Here is a 19,804-nt window from a genome sequence, read left to right as displayed (position 1 = left end):
TGTGCAAGGCTTAGTTGCGGCTAGCGCGTTTGCGATCATTTTCGGTTAAATGACGCTTACGCAAGCGGATCGACTTGGGCGTGACTTCCACCAGCTCATCATCTTCGATGAACTCAAGTGCTTGCTCCAGCGTGAAACGAACAGGCGGTGTCAGCACGATGTTTTCATCGGTGCCGGAAGCGCGCACGTTGGTGAGCTGCTTGGCTTTGGTGGGGTTGACGACCATGTCATCGCTGCGTGCATTTAGGCCGATGACCATGCCTTCGTAGACTTCAGTTTGTGGGCCAAGGTAGAGGCGACCACGCTCCTGCAAGTTCCACAGCGCATAGCCCAGCGCGGTACCTTGGACCATGGAGATCAGCACGCCATTCTGACGCTTCGCCACATCACCCGACTTCAGCGGGCCATAATGCGAGAAGCTGGAAGTCATAATGCCGGTGCCGGAGGTCATGGTCAGGAATTCGGAGCGGAAGCCAATTAAGCCGCGTGATGGCACCGTGGCTTCGATGCGAATACGGCCTTTGCCGTCGAGCACCATATTGGTCATGTCGCCTTTGCGGTGACCCATTTGCTCCATGACGCCGCCTTGATGCTGCTCTTCAACATCAAAAATGACGTTTTCGAACGGCTCAGATTTCACGCCATCGATTTCTTTGAAAATCACTTCGGGACGCGACACGCCCATCTCGAAGCCTTCGCGACGCATGTTTTCGATCAGCACTGACAAATGCAGCTCGCCACGACCTGAGACCTTGAAGCGGTCTGGGCTGTCGGTAGGCTCAACACGCAATGCCACGTTGTGAATCAGCTCTTTGTCGAGACGATCTTTGATATTGCGCGAGGTCACATATTTGCCTTCGCGACCAGCAAATGGCGAGTTGTTAACCTGGAAGGTCATGCTCACGGTTGGCTCGTCGACCGAAAGCAAGGGCAAGGCTTCGACGCATTGTGGATCGCAGAGTGTGTCTGAAATGCCCAAGCCTTCCATGCCGGTCACGCAAATGATATCGCCAGCTTCGGCTTCAGGCACTTCAACACGGTTGAGGCCGTGATAGCCCATGACTTGTAAAATGCGGCCGTTACGGCGTTTACCTTCGCTATCGACAATAACCACAGGCGTGTTGGTTTTCACTGAGCCGCGCGTCACACGACCGATGCCGATCACACCAACATAGCTGTTGTAGTCGAGCGATGAGATCTGCATCTGAAATGGACCGGTAGGGTCCACAGCGGGTGGGCTGACGCGATCGATAATGGTCTGGAACAAGGCGGTCATGTCATCGCCGAGTTTATCGGCTTCGTAGCCAGAGATGCCGTTGAGGCCTGAGGCGTAGACTACGGGGAAGTCGAGCTGCTCGTCGGTAGCACCGAGGTTATCAAAGAGCTCAAAGACTTGGTCCATGACCCAATGCGGACGCGCGCTAGGACGGTCAACTTTATTCAGTACAACAATGGGCTTGAGGCCACGGGCAAAGGCTTTCATGGTCACGAAGCGGGTTTGCGGCATGGGGCCATCAACGGAGTCGACGAGCAAGCACACCGAGTCGACCATCGACAGTACGCGCTCAACTTCACCACCAAAGTCGGCGTGGCCAGGGGTGTCGACGATATTGATACCGTACTCTTGGCCATCGCGTGGGTCAGTCCATTTGATTGCGGTGTTTTTCGACAAAATAGTAATGCCGCGCTCTTTTTCCAAATCGTTGGAGTCCATGACGCGCTCAACGTCACCAGCGCGGTCACCTAGTGTGCCGGACTGCTGCAGGAGCTTATCAACGAGCGTGGTTTTGCCATGGTCAACGTGGGCGATGATGGCGATGTTACGGATTTGCTTGATAGACAAGATAGGTCTCGCGCAGCGGTCAAAAATTGGGCGCAAAGTATACCTGAGTTCTTGAGACAATTCTCCTGCTGTTTCTTGCGGGCCAGTTTAAGGCAAAAAAAAGCCACCCAAAGGTGGCTTTTTTCAAATCACATTAAGAATTACTTCTTAACGGTGACTTTCACTTCGCCTTCAGCAACAGCGACTGAGCGACGGTTTTTCGCACGGCCTTCGGCAGTTTTGTTATCGGCAACAGGTTGGCTAGCGCCGTAACCTTTGGTGCTGATACGGTTTGCAGCGATGCCGTAGTTTTTCACCAAGACATTGGCGATTGCATCGGCACGACGTTGGCTCAGCGCGTCATTGTAAGAAGCGCTACCGCGTGAGTCGGTGTGGCCTTGAATCTCAACCGTGGCGGTTGGGTATTCTTTCAGCAGTTTGGCCACGCCTTCAATTTCATCATTGAATTCAGGCTTCACGATTGATTTGTCGGTGTCGAACAGCACACGCATTTCGCGGCTAACAGTTTCCATCAGCACTTTCGGGCAACCATCGGCTGTAACAACCACAGCAGTTGGTGTGCCTGGGCACTTGTCGGCGCTGTTGAGCACGCCGTCTTTGTCGTCGTCACCGTCGACTTTAACAGCCACTGGCGCGACAACTGCAGCTGGTGCAATAGCGGCTGGCTCTGCGCCTCCGAAGCTATACGTAACACCGATCGATGCAATGCCGTCGTGATCGCTTTCTTGCATATCTTCAACGCCACGCAATTCAGCACGGAACGCTAAGTTGTCATAGATTTCGTAGAATGTACCGATTGCGACGTTAGCAATGGTGTGTTCCACGTAGCCAGCGCCACCAGAACCGGTGCCGCGAGCCAAACCACCACCAATCAACACGTATGGCTGCAGTTTGTTTTCAACGTTGAAACGGTAGTAGGTATCTAACGTTGCCATTTCATGACGAACGTCGCCGGCACCACTGGTTTTGCTGGTTGGGTTAGCAAAGCCATAACGCAGTTCTAAGCCCACGTTGGGGTTAACGCGGTAGCCAAGGGCCAAAGATGATTCAGCTTCGTCATCAATATTCTTATCGTTGTCGAACATGTGATAGCCGACCATAGGGCTGACAGTGATTTCGGCATGAGCTGCCATGGCAGCTGTAGCCAGGAAGGTTGCCACAGCGAGACGATGCAATTTCATAGTCAAATATCCTTGTAAACAAATAATTACTAGATGTAACGAATCGTAGAGTAATGCCATGAGGTAAACTGGTCAAGTTTAGTTCAATGCGCCAACATGGCGTAATTACTCGATTTAATCCGACCAAAGTGGTTTTTATGGCGCCTAATTTTATCCAACGTTTTCAGTTTCAACCCACGCCAGTGCGCGGTGAGTTATGCCGTTTGAGCGAGGCCTATCAGGCCGTGCGCGCTAAGCACCAATACCCTGAGCCGGTCGCTGAGTTGCTCGGTGAGGCCATGACCGCGGTGGCTTTAATGACTGCGACATTGAAGCTCGAGGGCAGCTTGATTTTGCAAATACAGGGCGATGGCCCGGTGAGTTTGATCATGGCCGAGTGCAATCAGCGGGGTGAGCTACGTGCCATTGCGCGCTTTGATGAGCAGGCTGCCTACACCGATACCCAATGGACGGCGCTGACTGGCGCGGGCCGTTTGCTGCTGACCATTGAGCCTGATGACGGAGAGCGTTATCAGGGCATTGTGCCGCTTGAGGGCGATAGTTTGGCGAGCGCCTTAGGCTATTATTTTCAACAATCCGAGCAGCTGCCGACACAGTTTCTGCTTACCGCCACTGCCGATATGGCCGCGGGCATGATGCTGCAAGTGCTGCCGGGCCATAACGACGACGAAGATTTGTGGCCACGCGTCACGCAACTCGCCGCCACGGTAAAAGACGACGAGCTGCTGCACATTGAGCCGGAGCAGTTGCTCTATCGGCTATTTCACGAGGAGACCGTGGAGTTGTTTGCCGCGAGTGCGCTGGCGTTTCGCTGCTCTTGCTCGCGCGAACGCAGTGCGAATGCGCTGGCCTCACTCGGTCTCGATGAGCTGCGTGACGTTGCCGCCGAGCAAGGCGGCGAGATAGCTGTGGATTGCCAGTTCTGCCATCAAGTCTACCGCTTCGATAGCGTCGATATTGAGCAGCTGTTTCAGCCCGTGAGCGATGCGCCCAATCATATTCAGTGAGGCCTAGCTGAGTTTGCGCTGCCAGAGTCGTGGCTTCGGCAGCGTGATGCTCACCTCAAGACCGCCACCGGCGTGATTGCTCAAATGCAGCTGGCCACGATGCTGCTGCACGATGCGCGAGACGATGGCCAAGCCCAGTCCCGAACCCTGCGAGCCACGCGCGCTATCGCCGCGCCGAAACGGCTCTTGCAGCTCGGTCATGCGCGCCTCAGCAATGCCGGGGCCATGATCGCGGCAGCGCAGCACAATGCTCTGCGGCAACACCTCGGTGCTAAACAGCACCGGCGCTTGGCCATAGCGCAGCGCATTTTGAATTAAATTGCCAATGAGCCGCTTAAACGAGAGCTTACGCAGCCGCAGCAGCGGGATATCGCTGAGTGCCGTGTCGATGCGTGCCAAATGGCCAAATTGCTGCGTGACCTCGCGCACCAGCGCATTGAGATCGATGAGATCGGCCTGCTCCTCGGAGCCATCGCGCATAAACGCGATGAACTGATCCAAAATCGCATCCATATCTTCGACATCGGTAATCATGCCCTCAGCCAGCTCGCGATCGCGCATGACCTCGGCGGTGAGACGTAAGCGTGTCAGCGGTGTGCGCAGATCGTGCGAAATGCCGGCGAGCATCACCGTGCGCTCTTGTTCGGCGAGATGGATTTGCCGCGTCATTTGATTAAATGCACGGTTCACGGCGCGAATTTCCGTGGGCCCGCTGTGCACATCAAGCTGCGTGCTGTGCTGCCCGCGACCCACGCGAATGGCGGCAAGCTGTAGGCGCTTCAAGGGGCGGTTGAGCTGCCGCGCCAAAATGACAATCGCCACCACCGACAGCAGCGGCACGCCAAACACCCAGCCCAAAATAATGCCGGGGCTGTATTGCTGCATAAACGACAACTCTTCGCGTACCCACATGGGCTGCTCGGTATCGGCGCTGATCCACAATGTAGGCACCGGGCGAAACTCAAAATACACCAGCGATGGGTAGTTAATTTCGCGGCGCAACTGCTTTTGGAAGCGGTCAGTGAAGAGCTCGGCAAACCATTTTTCACGCGGCGATGGAAAACGCTCGGCATCGCGTACCACTTCAACATTGCCGTATTCGCGCAACGCGGTATCGATAACCTCGGCGGCGACCCCTTGGCGCTCGGCATCGCGTAGTTTGAGCATCTTAATTGCCGAGCTATGCGCGTGTTGGCGAATCTCCGGCAGGTATAAGTTCTGCCAAAAAAACGCGATCGATAGCACCTGACTAATCAACACCACCACGCCAATGACCAAGGTAGTGCGCATGGCGCTCGAGCGCGGCTTCAGCCATTGCAGCAGGCCGCGTTTCGCTTCGGTCGGTGCGTGTGTACTGAACATCAGCTCAGCTCATCGGGCACAAACACATAGCCCACGCCCCACACGGTTTGCAGGTAGCGGGCGTTGGCGGGGTTGGTCTCAATGAGTTTGCGCAGGCGCGAGACTTGCACGTCAATGGAGCGCTCCATGGCGCCCCACTCTCGCCCGCGAGCCAAGGCCATGAGCTTATCGCGCGTTAATGGCTCGCGCGGATGCTGCACCAGCGCTTTCAGCACGGCAAATTCGCCGGTGGTGAGCGAGACAGAGTTGCCGGCATTGCTAAGCTGGCGGGTCGATAAGTCCAATGTCCATGGCCCGAAACTCACCACTTCACTGGTTTGCGAGGGCGCACCGGGGAGCTCGCGGGTTTGCCGGCGCAGCACGGCTTTCATGCGCGCGAGTAACTCCTGCGGATTAAACGGTTTCGGCAAATAATCATCGGCGCCGGCCTCGAGGCCGTTGATGCGATCACTGTCGGCGCCGCGTGCGGTAAGCATGATGATCGGCGTGTTATTGCCGGACTCGCGCAGGCGCTGGCAAATGGCAATGCCATCTTCGCCGGGCAACATAAAGTCGAGCACGATGAGCGCAAACAGCTCACGGCCAAGCACACGATCCATCTGCACGGCATCGGCCACGGTTTTTACGCCATAGCCCTGATCTTCTAAAAAGCGCTGCAGCAGCGTACGCAGGCGCACATCATCATCGACGACTAAAATCTTCTGGGCATCGCTGTCCATGCCATCCTCATCTCGGGGTATAAGCCAATGCCTTGAGTGTACGCAGGCCCACGGCATTTGAACACGCCCGCTTTTGGCTGACACAGGCGGCAGTGCGCGTGCTTTAATTGCGCAACGTAAAACCGTTTGTGAACAGTGAGTGAGTATGTCTGCGTTAGCCTTGCAAATTGCCCGTGAATTAGCCGTACGACCCGAGCAGGTCGAGGCCACTATTGCCCTGTTAGATGGCGGCGCCACGGTGCCGTTTATTGCGCGGTATCGGAAAGAAATTACCGGTGCGCTCGATGACACGCAGCTGCGCAAGCTCGAAGAGCGGCTCGGCTATTTGCGTGAAATGACGGAGCGGCGCACGGCCATCCTCGCCAGCATTGAGGAGCAGGGCAAACTCAGCGATGCGTTGCGCGAGCAGATTTTGGCCGCAGAGACCAAGGCGCGCTTGGAGGATTTATACCTGCCGTATAAGCCCAAGCGCGTGACTAAGGGTCAGCAAGCGATTGCCGCGGGCTTGTTGCCATTGGCCGATCTGCTTTTTAACGAGCCGACGCGTGTGCCCGAGACTGAGGCGCAGGCGTTTATCGTGACTGAGGCAGCCGAAGGTGGTTTGGCCTATCCCGATGTAAAAGCGGTGCTCGATGGCGCCAAGCACATCTTGATGGAGCGCTTTGCTGAGCAGGCGGATTTGCTGGCGTTGTTGCGTGAATACTTGTCGCAACGAGCGCAACTGAGTGCGCACGTGGTAGCCGGCAAAGAGTCGGCCGCGGCGAAGTTTCAAGACTATTTTGCCCACGATGAGGCTTTTGCAAAAGTGCCATCGCACCGCGCGCTAGCCATGTTTCGTGGCCGCAACGAAGGCTTTTTGTCGCTCAATTTCACGCTGCCCGACAGTGATGACGGCGTGCATCCCTGTGAGCATTTAATTGCTCATCATGTCGGCATTGAGGCGGCTGGTCGCGCCGCCGATGCGTGGCTGGCCGAAGTGGTGCGTTGGACTTGGCGGGTGAAATTGCTCACGCATTTGGAAAGTGACCTGCTCGGTGAGCTGCGCGTGCAGGCCGAGGAAGAGGCTATTCGCGTGTTTGCGCGCAATATGAAAGATCTGCTGATGGCGGCACCGGCAGGCCTGCGACCGACACTCGGTCTGGATCCTGGCTTGCGTACCGGCGTCAAAGTGGCGGTGGTTGATGGCACCGGCAAGCTCGTGGCGCATAGCACGATTTTCCCGCATCAACCGCGTAACGATTGGGATGGTTCCGTGCACGCGCTGGCGGAGATTTGCAAAACGCACGGTGTGGAGCTCGTGGCCATCGGCAATGGCACGGCCTCTCGCGAGACCGACAAGCTTGTCGCCGAGCTGATGAAAAAATACCCGGCCCTAGGCCTGACTAAAATTGTTGTGAGCGAGGCCGGCGCCTCGGTGTACTCAGCCTCGGAATTAGCCGCACAAGAGTTTCCCTCGCTCGATGTGACGTTCCGGGGTGCCGTATCGATTGCCCGGCGCTTACAAGATCCGCTAGCCGAGTTGGTGAAGATCGACCCGAAAGCCATTGGTGTCGGTCAGTATCAGCACGATGTCAATCAGCTCAAGCTCTCGCGCATGCTCGATACCGTGGTGGAGGATTGCGTGAACGCTGTGGGTGTTGATGTCAACTTGGCCTCCGCGGCATTGCTCACGCGCATTGCCGGTCTCAATGCGACGCTGGCGCAAAACATCGTGAGTTTTCGCGATGCCAATGGCATGTTCCGCAACCGCCAAGATTTGAAAAAGGTACCGCGTTTGGGTGAGCGCACCTTTGAGCAGGCCGCCGGCTTTTTGCGTATCGCGCAGGGCGACAACCCGCTCGATGCCTCGGCGGTGCATCCGGAGTCTTACCCGCTGGTCGCGACGTTTCAAGCGGCGGCAAACTGCGATTTAGCGGCGCTCATTGGCAACGTAAAGCTGCTGAAATCACTCAAGCCCGAGCAGTTTGCTGAGTTTGGCGCCATTACCGTGGCCGATGTGCTCAGCGAGCTCGAAAAGCCTGGCCGCGACCCGCGCCCCGAGTTTCGCGCGGCCACCTTCGATGACGCCGTGACCGAGATGAAAGATCTGCTGCCCGGCATGGTGCTCGAAGGGGTGGTGACCAACGTCACCGCGTTTGGCGCGTTTGTCGATGTCGGTGTGCATCAAGATGGTCTCGTGCATATTTCGGTTTTGGCCGAGCGCTTCGTGAAGGATCCGCACGAGGTAGTGAAGGCCGGGGATATTGTTAAGGTGAAAGTCATGGAGGTGGACTTGCCGCGTAAGCGCATTGCGTTATCGTGCAAGCTCGATGCCCCACTGCCGAGCGAAAAACCTGCCAATGCCAGCCAGCGTAAGGTGCCATCGCGCCAGGGTTCATCTGGCCGACAAACGCAGGGCAGCACGCCGCTGAAGTCGGGGACGCTCGGCGATTTATTTCGCAAAGCCGGTGTCTCGAATTAATAGATTGTCATCACTCGAAAACGAGTGATTGAGGAGAGGTCGATGGACCGCGAATTACGTACGCAGCTTGATTGGCTCAGCCAGCAAGCCAGTTGCTTGCAGGGCATGAAGCGCGGCTTGGAAAAAGAGTCGTTGCGCATCGACAGTGATGGCTGGTTGGCACAAACCCCGCATCCGGCGGCGCTGGGCTCGGCGCTCACGCATCCAAGCATCACCACGGATTATTCGGAGGCGCTGCTGGAGCTCATCACGCCGCCGTGCGACAGCATTGCCACAGCGTTTGGCTACCTCGATGAAGTGCAAAATTATGTGTATTCGCAGCTTGGCAGTGAGCGGCTGTGGGTCAATTCCATGCCCTGCAAGCTCGGTCCCGATGCGCAAATTCCGCTTGCGCAATACGGCAGTTCTAATATTGGCCGCATGAAAACGCTGTATCGCCATGGCCTGGGCCTGCGCTATGGCCGGCGCATGCAGACCATTGCCGGCATTCATTACAACTTGTCATTTCCCGATAGCTTTTGGCAGGCGTGGCAAACTGCCAGTGGCAGCACGCAAAGCCTCGTCGATTTTCGCTCGGAAAAATCCTTCGATTTAATTCGCAATTTTCAACGCCGTAGCTGGCTGCTGCTGTATTTACTGGGCGCCAGTCCGGCGGTCTGCGGCACGTTTTTAGAGGGTCGTAATCATGGCCTCGACAGCATGCCGTCGGGCACGTTGTATCGACCCTATGCCACCTCGTTGCGCATGAGCTCGCTGGGTTATCAAAACGATGCGCAGTCGGATTTAAAAGTCTCCTATAACCACCTCGATGAGTATGTGCGCGATCTCGATCGGGCCATCCGCACACCGTATGCGCCGTATGAGGCCATGGGCGTGAAAAAAGGCGATGGCTACAGCCAAATCAACGGCCATATTTTGCAGATCGAAAATGAGTATTACGGGCTGATTCGCCCGAAACGCAATGGTGCCTCGGGTGAGCGACCCACACAGTCGCTGGCACGTGGTGGCGTGGAATATGTTGAGCTTCGCTGCGTTGACCTTGATCCATTTGAGCCGCTCGGTATTAGCCGCGATAGTGCGCATTTTCTCGAGGTCTTTGCGCTGCATTGTTTGTTGGCGGATAGCCCGCAGTTTAGCGAGGCCGACTATCAGCGCCTGCCATTAAACCAACAGGCCATGGTCGAGGCGGGCCGTAACCCGGATTTAACGCTCGATATGGGCGCTGAGTCGCGACGCTTTCGTGACCTGGCCGCGCAGCTATTTGCCGAGCTGCGACCGGTGGCGGACATTCTCGACGCCGCGCACGTGACTGGTGCCTACAGTGCTGCGCTGGCCGCGCAAATTGCCAAGCTGCAAGAGCCGGCGCTGACCGGCTCGGCCATGGTCATTAAGGCGCTGGACGAATGGCAGGGCTGCTTCTACAGCTTCGCCATGGACCGTGCTGAGCGCGTGAAAGCGCACTATGCGCAACGGCCATTGGCCGCTGAACGCGCGCAGGCTTTCCGCGATGTCGCCGAAGCCTCATTGCAGCGCCAAGCCGATTTGGAAACACAGCCCGCGCCCAGTTTTGACGAGTTTTTGCGACAGTATTTTGCCGATAGCCCAACCGGAGTGACCTAAATGTTGACGACGCAACGCGTGTTTTTCGCCATGATGCTCAGTGCCAGTGTGGCCATGGCCTTTGCTCTATATCTTCAACATTATCAAGGTCTTGAGCCCTGCCCGCTGTGTGTGTTTCAGCGCGTGGCGGTGATCGCTTTCGGTGCCATCAGCCTGATGGCCTTTGCGCATAATCGCCAAGGCGTGGGCCGACGCATATATGCATTTTTGGCAGCGCTGGCAGGCGCCGCCGGCATCGTGGTCGCGGGCAGACATGTCTGGCTACAACATTTACCCGCCGACCAAGTGCCGAGCTGCGGTCCGGGCTTGGATTATTGGCTGGAAGCGCTGCCTTTAAAGCAGGTCATTGATCAGGTTTTTAAAGGCTCTGGCGAATGTGCGGTGATTGACTGGAGCTTGTTGGGCTTGAGCTTGCCAGAATGGACACTCGCTATGTTTGTCGGCATGACGGCGGTGGCGTTGTATCAGCTCGTTCGCCGTTAAAACTATGCAGGTCTAAGAAGACAGTGCCGCATTAATCGATGCGGCCTATGCAGCAGCTCTGAGCATCAGCTGCTGCACATCAGGGCAAGCTACTTCTTCTTTTTCGCCGCCTCAGGCTTCTCAAGGCTGAGCAGTTCGATGCGGAAATTCAGTACCGCATTGGGCGGAATAGGTCCGGCACCCTCTTCGCCATAGGCGAGATCAGCGGGAATGAAAAACTCATAAATCGAGCCAATGGGCATCAGCTGCAAACCCTCGGTCCATCCGGCAATGACTTGATCCATGGCAAACACTACAGGCTCACCACGCTGGATGGAGCTATCGAACACCGTGCCATCGAGAAAGGCGCCCTCGTAGTTCACTTTCACCGTATTTTTAGCGCTAGGCTTCTTGCCTTGGGCGTCTTTTAACACGCGATATTGCAAGCCCGATGCGGTGACGGTGATGCCATCGGCATCTTTATTTTTTGCTAAAAATGCCGCACCAGTAATAGCATTTTCTTTGGCAATGACTTTTAGGTCGGCTTCCAATTGCGCCATGCGTTGCGCTTTGTATCGATTAATGGCCGTGCTGCGCTCTTCCTCAGTCAGCAGGCTTTGCTTTTTAGCCACAGCATCTTTAAAGCCGCGAATAAACGTTTCAACATCTAGGTCAGGGATTTGCTCTGCACTGCCTTGGCCATTCATATAGCCAATGCTATAGGCAAACTGTGATTTATCGACAACCGGCTTTTTACCATCGTTGGGTGCCAGCGTCGGCGCGGGTGCAAAACGACTCGGCGCAATGTCGGCTTCGGCTTGGGCGATAGTCGAGCTGAAGACAATGGCTGCAGCTAATAAGAGGCGGCGCATGAATAACTCCTTGTTGAAAAATTTCACTCAGCATAAGCACAAGACTTGCTTGTGACCACTGGCCAATTGACTAAGTTCCGACAGAATGACGCAAAAGGTCGTGCGTCATCCTCGCAATTTGTACGATCTTCGTTTAACTTCCACTTTGCATAGACCATTAGAGGAATTTCCCATGCCCGCTGCAAAGAAAAAAGCATCGCCCATTAAGGCCAACGCTGCTAAAGCAGCGAGCCAAGTGGAAAAAATCAAAGCCGACGTAGAAAAGCACGCTGGCAAGCTTGGTGAGCAACTTCAACAAGCTGTCGACAAAGCGCAGAAAGAAGCTGAAAGCTATGTTGAGGCCGGCATGAAGCTGATTGAGAAAGCTGAAGCCAGTGCCAAAGATGCCATTGATAAATTGCAAGCGCAGTTGAAAAAAGCCGCCGGCGATAAAGAAATGGTTGCGATGATCAAAAACAGCATTCGACAAGTTCAGGCGGAAGCAAAAGCTGCGATTGCCGCGGCTAAAAAAGATTATCAAGCGCGCCGCGCGATTTTGAAGTCTTCGCAAAAAAGTGAATTAAAGGCATTTTTGCAGGCGAAATTGAAAGGCGTCAGTGCAAAGCCGGCTGCCAAAGTACCAGCGAACAAAGCGCCTGCAAAAGCGGCAGCGAAGCCAGCGGCCAAGGCAGCAGCAAAAGCGCCCGCTAAGCCAGCGGCTACACCTGCTGCAAAAAATCCTGTCGCTAAGCCCGCCGCCAAACCTGCAGCCAAACCTGCAGCCAAACCTGCAGCCAAACCTGCAGCCAAACCTGCAGCCAAACCTGCAGCCAAACCTGCAGCAAGGCCGGCCGCGAAAAAGCCAGTGGCTAAAAAGCCCGCCGTGAAGCCCGCCGTGAAGCCAGCGTCAAAGCCCGCAGCGGCTAAGCCGGCTGCAAAGCCAGCAGCTGATGCAGCCGAGACCAATACGACCAAATAAGCGATTTCGGTTAGTATGCGCAACGGGCCTTCGGGCCCGTTGTCATTTCTGCACGGTTAAACTCGCACAGCCCTCTTGAGACACACATGATTCTTGCCGAGCAAATCGGACTGCTTCGCGGCGGCCGCCCCTTATTCTCTGACGCCAGCTTTGCTATCCATCCCGGCTGGCATGTTGGTCTTACTGGCAATAATGGCGCAGGCAAAAGCTCGTTATTTTCTTTGCTATTGCGCGAACTGCAAGCCGATACCGGCAGTTTGTCGCGCCCAGCAGGCTGGGTCGTGGCGCATATGAAGCAGGAGGTGGCGGCGGTCGATCGGTCGGCGTTGGACTATGTGCTCGATGGTGATGCCGAGTGGCGTCAGCTCGATAATCAGCTGAATGATCTCGACGCGCTTGATGGCATCGCCATGGGCAATGTATTTGCCAGCTACGAAAGCATTGATGGTTATACCGCGCCTTCACGCGCCGCCCAGCTCCTTGCCGGCTTAGGTTTTTCCGAGTCTGATATGCAGCGCCCGGTCGCCGCCTTTTCTGGCGGTTGGCGCATGCGGTTGAACTTGGCGCAAACGTTGATGTGTCGCTCTGACTTATTGCTTCTCGATGAGCCGACTAACCATCTCGATCTCGATGCCATCTTGTGGTTGGAAGATTGGCTGCGCGCCTATCCCGGCACCTTGGTCATGGTGTCGCACGACCGCGACTTTCTCGATGCCGTGGTTGAGCATATTCTGCATGTGGCGCAAGGCACCATCACGCATTATCGCGGTAATTACTCGACGTTCGAGCGCACCCGCGCCGAGCGTTTGGCGCAGCAGCAACAAGCTTTCGATAAACAACAGCTGCAGGTGGCGCATTTGCAGTCGTATGTTGATCGCTTTCGCGCAAAGGCCACCAAAGCTCGGCAAGCGCAAAGTCGCCTAAAAGCACTCGAGCGCATGACATTGAGTGCACCAGCAGAAATTGAATCAGGCCTCGATATTCGTTTTCGTGCGCCGGATCGTTTGGCCAGCCCACTGCTGCGGCTTGATGAGGCGGCTATTGGGCATTCGAAAACACCCTTAATTAACGATGTCGATTTGGGTTTGTATCCGGGTGCGCGTATTGGTCTGCTCGGCCCCAATGGCGCCGGCAAAACCACTTTAGTGCGCGCGCTAGTGGGCGATTTGCCGCTACTTTCAGGCACGCGTTTAATCAGCGAGCACACACGCATAGGCTACTTCGCCCAGCATCAGGTCGACCATCTCGATGCCTCGGTAACACCATTGGTCTTGATTCAACGCTTAAGTCCTAAGGTCGATGAGCTGACGCTGCGTAATTTCCTTGGCGGCTTTGGCTTTGGCGGCGATCGCGTCTGCGCCGAAATCACACCATTTTCAGGGGGCGAAAAAGCGCGTTTGGCGTTGGCGCTGATTATTTGGCAGCGCCCCAATGTGCTGCTTCTCGATGAGCCCACCAACCACCTCGACTTGGCGTTGCGTCATGCATTGCTGGTAGCTATTCAAGCCTTTGAGGGCGCGATTGTGTTGGTCTCACACGACCGACATTTGGTCTCTGTGACCTGTGATGAGCTGTGGCTAATCAACAGTGGCAAGGCCGAGCGCTTTGATGGCGACTTAGATGACTACGCGCAATGGCTGCGTGCTTGGCGTGCGAAGCAAGCCGCGACCGGCGGCGCCGGCAGTGTGGTGCCAGTGGCTGAGGCCGCTGCAGCGCCAGCGAGCTTGCCTGAGGCAGCTGCCATAGCAGCAACAACCACTCCTAAATCCGCCGCGCAGGCTCCCGAAGCGCCAGAGGCCATGGTGGCGAAAAAGCCTGTGCGCTCAGCCGACATTCGTGCCGCACAAAAAGTAGTAGCGCGAACTGAGCAAACACTGGCTGATGCCCAGCTCAGCCTTGAAAGGCTATCGGCAACACTTAGCGGTAGCACACTTTATGAGCCGGCCAATAGCGCCGAGCTGGCCGAGGTGCTGCAGAAACAAAAAGCGGCGCAGCAAGATCTTGAGCAGGCGGAGGCCGAGTGGTTAGCGGCGAGCGAATTGCTGGAGCAGCTCAACACTTAATAATGAAACACGGCATTGCCGGTGGCAATCAGTACGTCTTTTTCGTTGTGAAAGGTCATTTGCGTGGCGCAGATTTTACTGCCAATGCGCACGACTTTCGCGCCGGCGATGAAACGCTCGCCGCGGCCGGGGCGTAAATAATCAATGCGCATGTCGATGGTACCGAGCTGGGCCATGCGGCGCATTTTTTCTTCGCGCGGCTGACCTTTCAGTCGCGCATAAGCCGCTCCCATGCTGGCCACACCAGCAACGCTATCGAGCAAGGTGGCAATCACGCCACCATGCAAAATCTGCTGGAAGGTATTGCCGACCAAATGAGGTGCCATGGCAACTTCGGCACGGACTTCATCTTCACCGAGATAGACCAGTTGAGCACCAACATGCACCACAAATGGAATGTTATTGAAGCCGTCGATGAGCTGTTGACGACGCTGTGCCAAGCGCTCAGCACGAGCCTCTGGTGTTAGGGTATTTGTTTCGCTCATATGCTTAAAGTGCCAAAAATGTGTAATGCAATGTAGCAAGCCTAGGCTTAGCCGTCATCAGGATTCGTTGGTGTGCGCTTGCTACGAAAGCGCAGCGCTTTCAGCTAAGCTGTTGACATTCTTTTGTGAGAGCTGACCATGATCGTTGCTAGCCGTGCGCCATACCCTGCCACCCGTCTTCGCCGTACCCGCGCTCATTCGTGGCTGCGCCGCTTGGTGCGCGAGCATCAGCTCAGCGTCAATGATCTGATCTATCCGGTGTTCGTGCTCGATGGCGCGCAGCGGCGCGAAGCCGTGGCCTCAATGCCCGGGGTTGAGCGGCTGTCTATTGATCTGCTGGTTGAGGCCGCCGCCGAATGGGTGGCGCTGGGCATCCCGGCCTTGGCTTTATTTCCGGTCACGCCAAGCGCGCACAAAAGCCTCGATGCCGCCGCCGCGTGGTCGCCCGATGGCATTGCGCAGCGCGCCACCCGTGCGCTGAAAGCGGCTTATCCTGAGCTCGGTATCATCACCGACGTGGCGCTCGATCCGTTCACTACCCATGGCCAAGATGGCATTCTCGACGACAGCGGCTACGTCGCCAATGACATCACCGTGGCGGCACTGGTGCGCCAAGCGCTGTCGCATGCCGAGGCTGGTGCCGATATCGTTGCGCCCTCCGACATGATGGATGGCCGCATCGGTGCCATTCGAGCCGCACTGGAAGCCGCTGGCCATGAGCGCGTGAGTATCTTGTCGTATGCCGCCAAATACGCCTCAAGCTACTACGGGCCATTTCGTGATGCAGTCGGCTCGGCCGGCAATCTTAAAGGCGGCAACAAGAAAAACTATCAGATGGATCCCGGTAATTCCGCTGAGGCGTTGCACGAGGTCGCACTGGATTTAGCCGAAGGCGCCGACATGGTCATGGTCAAGCCTGGCATGCCCTATCTCGATGTCTTGCAGGCGGTGAAAGCAGAGTTTCAAGTACCGACATTTGCCTACCAAGTCAGTGGCGAATACGCCATGCATATGGCGGCGTTTGAGCGTGGTTGGTTAGCGCGCGATGCCGTGATTTTAGAATCATTGCTGGCGTTTAAGCGTGCCGGTGCCGATGGCATATTGACTTATTTTGCGGTGGACGCCGCACGATTATTGCAGGCGTCATCGAACTGACATCGAGCGGCGATAGCATGAAAAATTATTTTTAGTAGGATTTACCATGAGCACTGAGGCTTTTGAGTTAACCAGTCCTGAGCTGTATTTAAATCGTGAGCTAAGCATTCTCGACTTTAATATGCGCGTGCTTGAGCAAGCCACTGACCCTAGCCATCCACTCATTGAACGCTTAAATTTTCTGCTAATTTTCTCGCGTAATCTCGATGAGTTTTTTGAAATTCGCGTGGCTGGACTGCTACAGCAAGTCTCCTTTGGTCATATTAAGTCGGGCCCCGATGGCTTACTGCCCCAGGAGGTATTGAAGCTCATATCCGATATCTGCCATGCCGCGGTGGAGCGTCAATATCGCATCCTCAATGAGGACTTACTACCGGCGCTAGCAGCTGAAAGTATTTGCTATTTGCGTCGTGACGAATGGACAGAAAAGCAGTCGGCTTGGGTGCGTAGATATTTTAAAGAGCAGGTGTTGCCAGTGCTAACGCCGATTGGCCTTGACCCGGCACACCCGTTTCCGCGCTTGGTCAATAAGTCGTTGAATTTTATCGTTTCGCTCGATGGCAAAGATGCCTTCGGCCGACAAATGTCGCTGGCTGTGGTGCCGGCGCCGCGCTCGTTACCGCGCGTGGTACGCCTACCCGATGACATTGTCGATGGCGGCGACCAGCACGTCATGCTGTCATCGATTATTCACGAGCATGTCTCCGAATTATTTCCGGGCATGACAGCCAATGGCTGCTTCCAATTTCGAGTCACGCGCAACGCCGATATGACAGTCGATGAAGATGCCGAAGATTTAGCCTCGGCCCTCAAAGGCGAGCTATTGTCACGGCGCTATGGCGCCGCGGTGCGTCTTGAGGTGGCTGATAACTGTCCGCGACAAATTATTGATTATTTGTTAAGACAATTTTCGCTAACAAACGAGGCGCTATATCAAGTCAATGGCCCAGTAAATTTGTCGCGGCTATTAACAGACTTTGATCGACCACGTTTGCGCTTCACGCCATTTCGACCTCGTATGCCAGATATTCTGCAGAAGTCAGAAAATATTTTCGAGACCATTGCCCAGGGCGACATTCTTTTGCACCACCCGTTTGAGTCGTTTATGCCGGTGATAGATCTGCTTCGCCAAGCCGCACGCGATCCGCATGTATTGGCCATCAAGCAGACGTTGTATCGCTCGGGTCCTGACTCGGAAATCGTCAATGTGCTTGCCGATGCTGCACGTAATGGCAAAGAAGTTACCGCCGTCATTGAGTTGCGCGCTCGCTTTGATGAGGCCTCAAATATTGAGGTAGCCAACAAGCTGCAGCAAGCCGGCGCTATCGTGGTCTATGGCATCGTGGGCTATAAAACGCATGCGAAAATGATTTTAGTAGTGCGTCGTGAAGGCCGAAAACTCATGCGTTATGGGCACTTAGGCACCGGTAATTATCACGCTGGCAATGCCAGACTCTACACCGACTATGGCCTACTCACGGCGAATCAAGAGGTCTGTGAGGACATCCATAAAATCTTCCAAGAGCTCACGGGCATGGGCAAAGTGCTGCGTTTAAAGCAGCTCTTGCACGCCCCATTTACGCTGCATCCAAAACTGCTCGGCTTGATTGAGCAGGAGATTAAAAATCAGCAGTTGGGCGTGCCGGCGCGCATTATTATTAAGGTCAATGCGCTCACTGAGCAGGTGCTGATGCAAGCCTTAATGCGCGCGTCGCAGGCTGGCGTGTCGATAGATCTCATTATCCGCTCGGTTTGCTGTCTGCGTCCGGGGGTGGCGGGTGTCACCGACAATATTCGTGTGCGCTCTATTGTTGGGCGTTTTCTGGAGCATACGCGGGTGTTTTATTTCGAAAATGCCGGTGAGCCCTTGGTCTATGGCTCAAGCGCCGATTGGATGGATCGCAATCTCTATCAGCGTGTGGAGACTTGCTTTCCGTTTCTTGAACCGGGGGCTAAAAAGCGCGTTATCGAGCAAGGCCTGATGCTCTATTTGAAAGACAACACGCAGGCTTGGGATATGCAGCCCGACGGCAGTTGGCAACGGGCCACACCCGGCAACAGCAAGCCTTGCAATGCCCAGCAGCAGCTATTGGAAAAGCTCACTTAATATACCGTGAGCTTAAAGCCAGCGCTTTGAAAGTAGCCACTTTCTTGCTCAAGATCAGCGAGTGTTAGCGGGTGCGTTTTGAGCCAGTCTTTGGCGAAATCGAGACGATAGTGTTGGCCATCGGAGCGTACCCTTGGCAGTGCAGCGTCATCGCGGCTGCGGCTATGATTGAGCAGCACAGCTAAGCGCAAGATCAGAGTGAGTTGCAGCAGCACTACGTCGCCAGCGGCTTTCAACGCATCAATGTTTTCCGTGCGTAGACGCCGGCGGTGCGAGCCAACCATCAGCGAGAGCGCTTCTTGCTCGGGCTTGGAAAAGCCGGCTAAGTCAGCATGAAAAAGTAGATACGCCCCGTGCTTGTGGTAGCCGGTGTGCGAAATGGCTTTGCCGATCTCATGCAGCTGTGCGGCTCGAAGCAGTGTGCCTAGATCATCTTCGCTAAAATTAAAGACGGGCTGTAATTGTGCAAACAACTCGCTGGCGGTGTTGCACACGCGAGTACTGAATTCGCCATCAATGCCATAGCGTTGCTGCAGGGAAACAATGCTGCGTTCACGGATGTCGCCCTCACCGAAACGACCAAGCATGTCGTAAAGTACGCCTTCGCGCAGCGCACCCTCGGAAAAACCAAGGGTATCGATATGCAGCGAGGCAAACATAGCGCTGACAATGGCAAAGCCCGCAGGCATGAGTAGGCGGCGATCATCTTTCAGGCCAGGCAGCTGTAACTCGCGTATATCGCTAACGCTCAGTAATAACTCGCGTAGTTTCGCGATTGCATCGGCAGGTATATGGCCCTCGGGCGTGGCCCAGCCGAAGCTATTGACCACATGACGAATGGCCTTGATGGTGCCCGATGAGCCAACGGCACTATCCCAACCCATATCGCGATACGCGCGCGCAATGGAGGCCAGTTCTTGCTGTGCGCTAGTGATGGCGCGATTCAGACTTTTTTCAGTGATTTGACCATCGGGGAAAAAGCGCTGGGTGTAGCTGACACAGCCCATGTGTAAGGACTCGGTGAGCAGCGGCTCATGGCGTTCACCGATGATAAATTCGGTCGAGCCGCCGCCAATATCAACCACCAGCCGTTTGCCTTGGCCTGCCAGCGTTTGCGAGACGCCGACATAAATCAGACGGGCTTCTTCACGACCGGCAATAATTTCGATGGGATGGTTGAGCACTTCCTGAGCGGCGCGAGCAAAGCGTCGGGCATTGCGCGCTACCCGCAGCGCATTGGTGCCGACAATGCGCAAACGTTGTGGCTCAACACCGGCTAGATGCTGACTAAAGCGCGAGAGGCATGCCATGGCGCGGTCAATGGCTTCATCGGTAAGTTGCTGGTTCTCATCAAGGCCGGCGGCGAGCTGAACTTTTTCAGACAGGCTGTCGGTGAGTCGCACCACGCCATGATCGAGCCGCGCGATGGCCAAATGAAAGCTATTGGAGCCCATATCAACAGCGGCCATCAAGCCGTCATCTAAAGCCTGGCTACGCGGCATAAGGATG

At 55.5% G+C, this 19,804-nt stretch carries 15 protein-coding genes; 8 read left to right on the top strand and 7 right to left on the bottom strand.

The genetic code is table 11. From position 1 onward, the window contains the following. Positions 1-10 precede the first annotated feature (10 nt). Both typA and DFR26_RS01285 read right to left on the bottom strand, forming a co-directional pair. Entirely contained in the window at positions 11-1,843 is a 1,833-nt protein-coding gene (typA, locus tag DFR26_RS01290; RefSeq protein ID WP_425453336.1) for a translational GTPase TypA, read from the bottom strand. 140 nt (positions 1,844-1,983) lie between these two features. Further along, entirely contained in the window at positions 1,984-3,084 is a 1,101-nt protein-coding gene (locus tag DFR26_RS01285) for an OmpA family protein (protein ID WP_116207133.1), read from the bottom strand. 77 nt (positions 3,085-3,161) lie between these two features. Between DFR26_RS01285 and hslO the strand changes: the two genes are divergently transcribed. Further along, positions 3,162-4,031, top strand: coding sequence for an Hsp33 family molecular chaperone HslO (gene hslO / locus DFR26_RS01280; protein WP_116207613.1), 870 nt, complete (start codon positions 3,162-3,164; stop codon positions 4,029-4,031). A gap of 3 nt (positions 4,032-4,034) precedes the next feature. On the opposite strand, the gene DFR26_RS01275 is transcribed toward hslO, so the two are convergent. After that, positions 4,035-5,393: an ATP-binding protein gene (locus tag DFR26_RS01275; RefSeq protein WP_116207132.1), complete on the bottom strand. Its 1,359-nt coding sequence runs from the start codon at positions 5,391-5,393 to the stop codon at positions 4,035-4,037. Next, positions 5,393-6,112 (bottom strand): osmolarity response regulator transcription factor OmpR, encoded by a 720-nt coding sequence (gene ompR / locus DFR26_RS01270; RefSeq protein WP_116207131.1) that lies wholly within the window; start codon positions 6,110-6,112, stop codon positions 5,393-5,395. The genes DFR26_RS01275 and ompR overlap by 1 nt, the downstream gene beginning before the upstream one ends. Before the next feature lie 145 nt (positions 6,113-6,257). On the opposite strand from ompR, the gene DFR26_RS01265 reads away from it, so the two are divergent. The 3 genes from DFR26_RS01265 to DFR26_RS01255 are packed head-to-tail and all read left to right on the top strand — an operon-like array spanning position 6,258 to position 10,676. Further along, positions 6,258-8,573 (top strand): Tex family protein, encoded by a 2,316-nt coding sequence (locus DFR26_RS01265; RefSeq protein WP_116207130.1) that lies wholly within the window; start codon positions 6,258-6,260, stop codon positions 8,571-8,573. A 42-nt stretch (positions 8,574-8,615) separates the two neighbouring features. Next, a complete protein-coding gene (gene gshA / locus DFR26_RS01260) occupies positions 8,616-10,193 on the top strand; it encodes a glutamate--cysteine ligase (protein WP_116207129.1) in 1,578 nt (525 codons plus the stop codon). Next, positions 10,194-10,676 carry a disulfide bond formation protein B gene (locus tag DFR26_RS01255; protein WP_116207128.1) on the top strand — a complete coding sequence of 161 codons (483 nt, stop codon included), beginning with the start codon at positions 10,194-10,196 and terminating at the stop codon, positions 10,674-10,676. 89 nt (positions 10,677-10,765) lie between these two features. On the opposite strand, the gene DFR26_RS01250 is transcribed toward DFR26_RS01255, so the two are convergent. Then, complete coding sequence (locus DFR26_RS01250) at positions 10,766-11,527, bottom strand: FKBP-type peptidyl-prolyl cis-trans isomerase (RefSeq protein WP_116207127.1); 762 nt, start codon at positions 11,525-11,527, stop codon at positions 10,766-10,768. Positions 11,528-11,699: 172 nt separating this feature from the next. Between DFR26_RS01250 and DFR26_RS11065 the strand changes: the two genes are divergently transcribed. Next, positions 11,700-12,485: a hypothetical protein gene (locus tag DFR26_RS11065; protein WP_181898946.1), complete on the top strand. Its 786-nt coding sequence runs from the start codon at positions 11,700-11,702 to the stop codon at positions 12,483-12,485. Positions 12,486-12,571: 86 nt separating this feature from the next. Beyond that, the gene (locus tag DFR26_RS01235) at positions 12,572-14,548 is read left to right on the top strand and encodes an ATP-binding cassette domain-containing protein (RefSeq protein ID WP_116207126.1); all 1,977 of its coding nucleotides are present in this window, start codon (positions 12,572-12,574) and stop codon (positions 14,546-14,548) included. On the opposite strand, the gene DFR26_RS01230 is transcribed toward DFR26_RS01235, so the two are convergent. Then, a complete protein-coding gene (locus tag DFR26_RS01230) occupies positions 14,545-15,033 on the bottom strand; it encodes a thioesterase family protein (RefSeq protein ID WP_116207125.1) in 489 nt (162 codons plus the stop codon). The two genes, DFR26_RS01235 and DFR26_RS01230, sit on opposite strands and share 4 nt — an antisense overlap. Positions 15,034-15,171: 138 nt before the next feature. On the opposite strand from DFR26_RS01230, the gene hemB reads away from it, so the two are divergent. Next, a complete protein-coding gene (hemB, locus tag DFR26_RS01225) occupies positions 15,172-16,188 on the top strand; it encodes a porphobilinogen synthase (protein ID WP_245952982.1) in 1,017 nt (338 codons plus the stop codon). A gap of 46 nt (positions 16,189-16,234) precedes the next feature. Continuing rightward, positions 16,235-18,295 carry a polyphosphate kinase 1 gene (ppk1, locus tag DFR26_RS01220; RefSeq protein WP_116207123.1) on the top strand — a complete coding sequence of 687 codons (2,061 nt, stop codon included), beginning with the start codon at positions 16,235-16,237 and terminating at the stop codon, positions 18,293-18,295. Here the strand turns inward: ppk1 and ppx are convergent. Then, positions 18,292-19,797: an exopolyphosphatase gene (gene ppx / locus DFR26_RS01215; protein WP_116207122.1), complete on the bottom strand. Its 1,506-nt coding sequence runs from the start codon at positions 19,795-19,797 to the stop codon at positions 18,292-18,294. The two genes, ppk1 and ppx, sit on opposite strands and share 4 nt — an antisense overlap. Positions 19,798-19,804 lie beyond the last annotated feature (7 nt).

It is taken from the genome of Paraperlucidibaca baekdonensis (assembly GCF_003387535.1).
In the GTDB taxonomy this organism is placed as follows: Bacteria; Pseudomonadota; Gammaproteobacteria; order Pseudomonadales; family Moraxellaceae; genus Perlucidibaca; species Perlucidibaca baekdonensis.
Note: the sequence above shows the minus strand (reverse complement) of the source record. Positions and strands in the feature narration are given on the sequence as shown.

Coding starts and splice junctions, on each gene's coding strand:
- DFR26_RS01235 (WP_116207126.1), top strand. CDS start 12,572: ATGATTCTTGCCGAGCAAATCGGACTGCTTCGCGGCGGCCGCCCCTTA.
- hslO (WP_116207613.1), top strand. CDS start 3,162: ATGGCGCCTAATTTTATCCAACGTTTTCAGTTTCAACCCACGCCAGTG.
- DFR26_RS01275 (WP_116207132.1), bottom strand. CDS start 5,393: ATGTTCAGTACACACGCACCGACCGAAGCGAAACGCGGCCTGCTGCAA.
- DFR26_RS11065 (WP_181898946.1), top strand. CDS start 11,700: ATGCCCGCTGCAAAGAAAAAAGCATCGCCCATTAAGGCCAACGCTGCT.
- hemB (WP_245952982.1), top strand. CDS start 15,172: ATGATCGTTGCTAGCCGTGCGCCATACCCTGCCACCCGTCTTCGCCGT.
- DFR26_RS01265 (WP_116207130.1), top strand. CDS start 6,258: ATGTCTGCGTTAGCCTTGCAAATTGCCCGTGAATTAGCCGTACGACCC.
- gshA (WP_116207129.1), top strand. CDS start 8,616: ATGGACCGCGAATTACGTACGCAGCTTGATTGGCTCAGCCAGCAAGCC.
- DFR26_RS01255 (WP_116207128.1), top strand. CDS start 10,194: ATGTTGACGACGCAACGCGTGTTTTTCGCCATGATGCTCAGTGCCAGT.
- DFR26_RS01250 (WP_116207127.1), bottom strand. CDS start 11,527: ATGCGCCGCCTCTTATTAGCTGCAGCCATTGTCTTCAGCTCGACTATC.
- ompR (WP_116207131.1), bottom strand. CDS start 6,112: ATGGACAGCGATGCCCAGAAGATTTTAGTCGTCGATGATGATGTGCGC.
- ppk1 (WP_116207123.1), top strand. CDS start 16,235: ATGAGCACTGAGGCTTTTGAGTTAACCAGTCCTGAGCTGTATTTAAAT.
- DFR26_RS01285 (WP_116207133.1), bottom strand. CDS start 3,084: ATGGCATTACTCTACGATTCGTTACATCTAGTAATTATTTGTTTACAA.
- ppx (WP_116207122.1), bottom strand. CDS start 19,797: ATGCCGCGTAGCCAGGCTTTAGATGACGGCTTGATGGCCGCTGTTGAT.
- DFR26_RS01230 (WP_116207125.1), bottom strand. CDS start 15,033: ATGAGCGAAACAAATACCCTAACACCAGAGGCTCGTGCTGAGCGCTTG.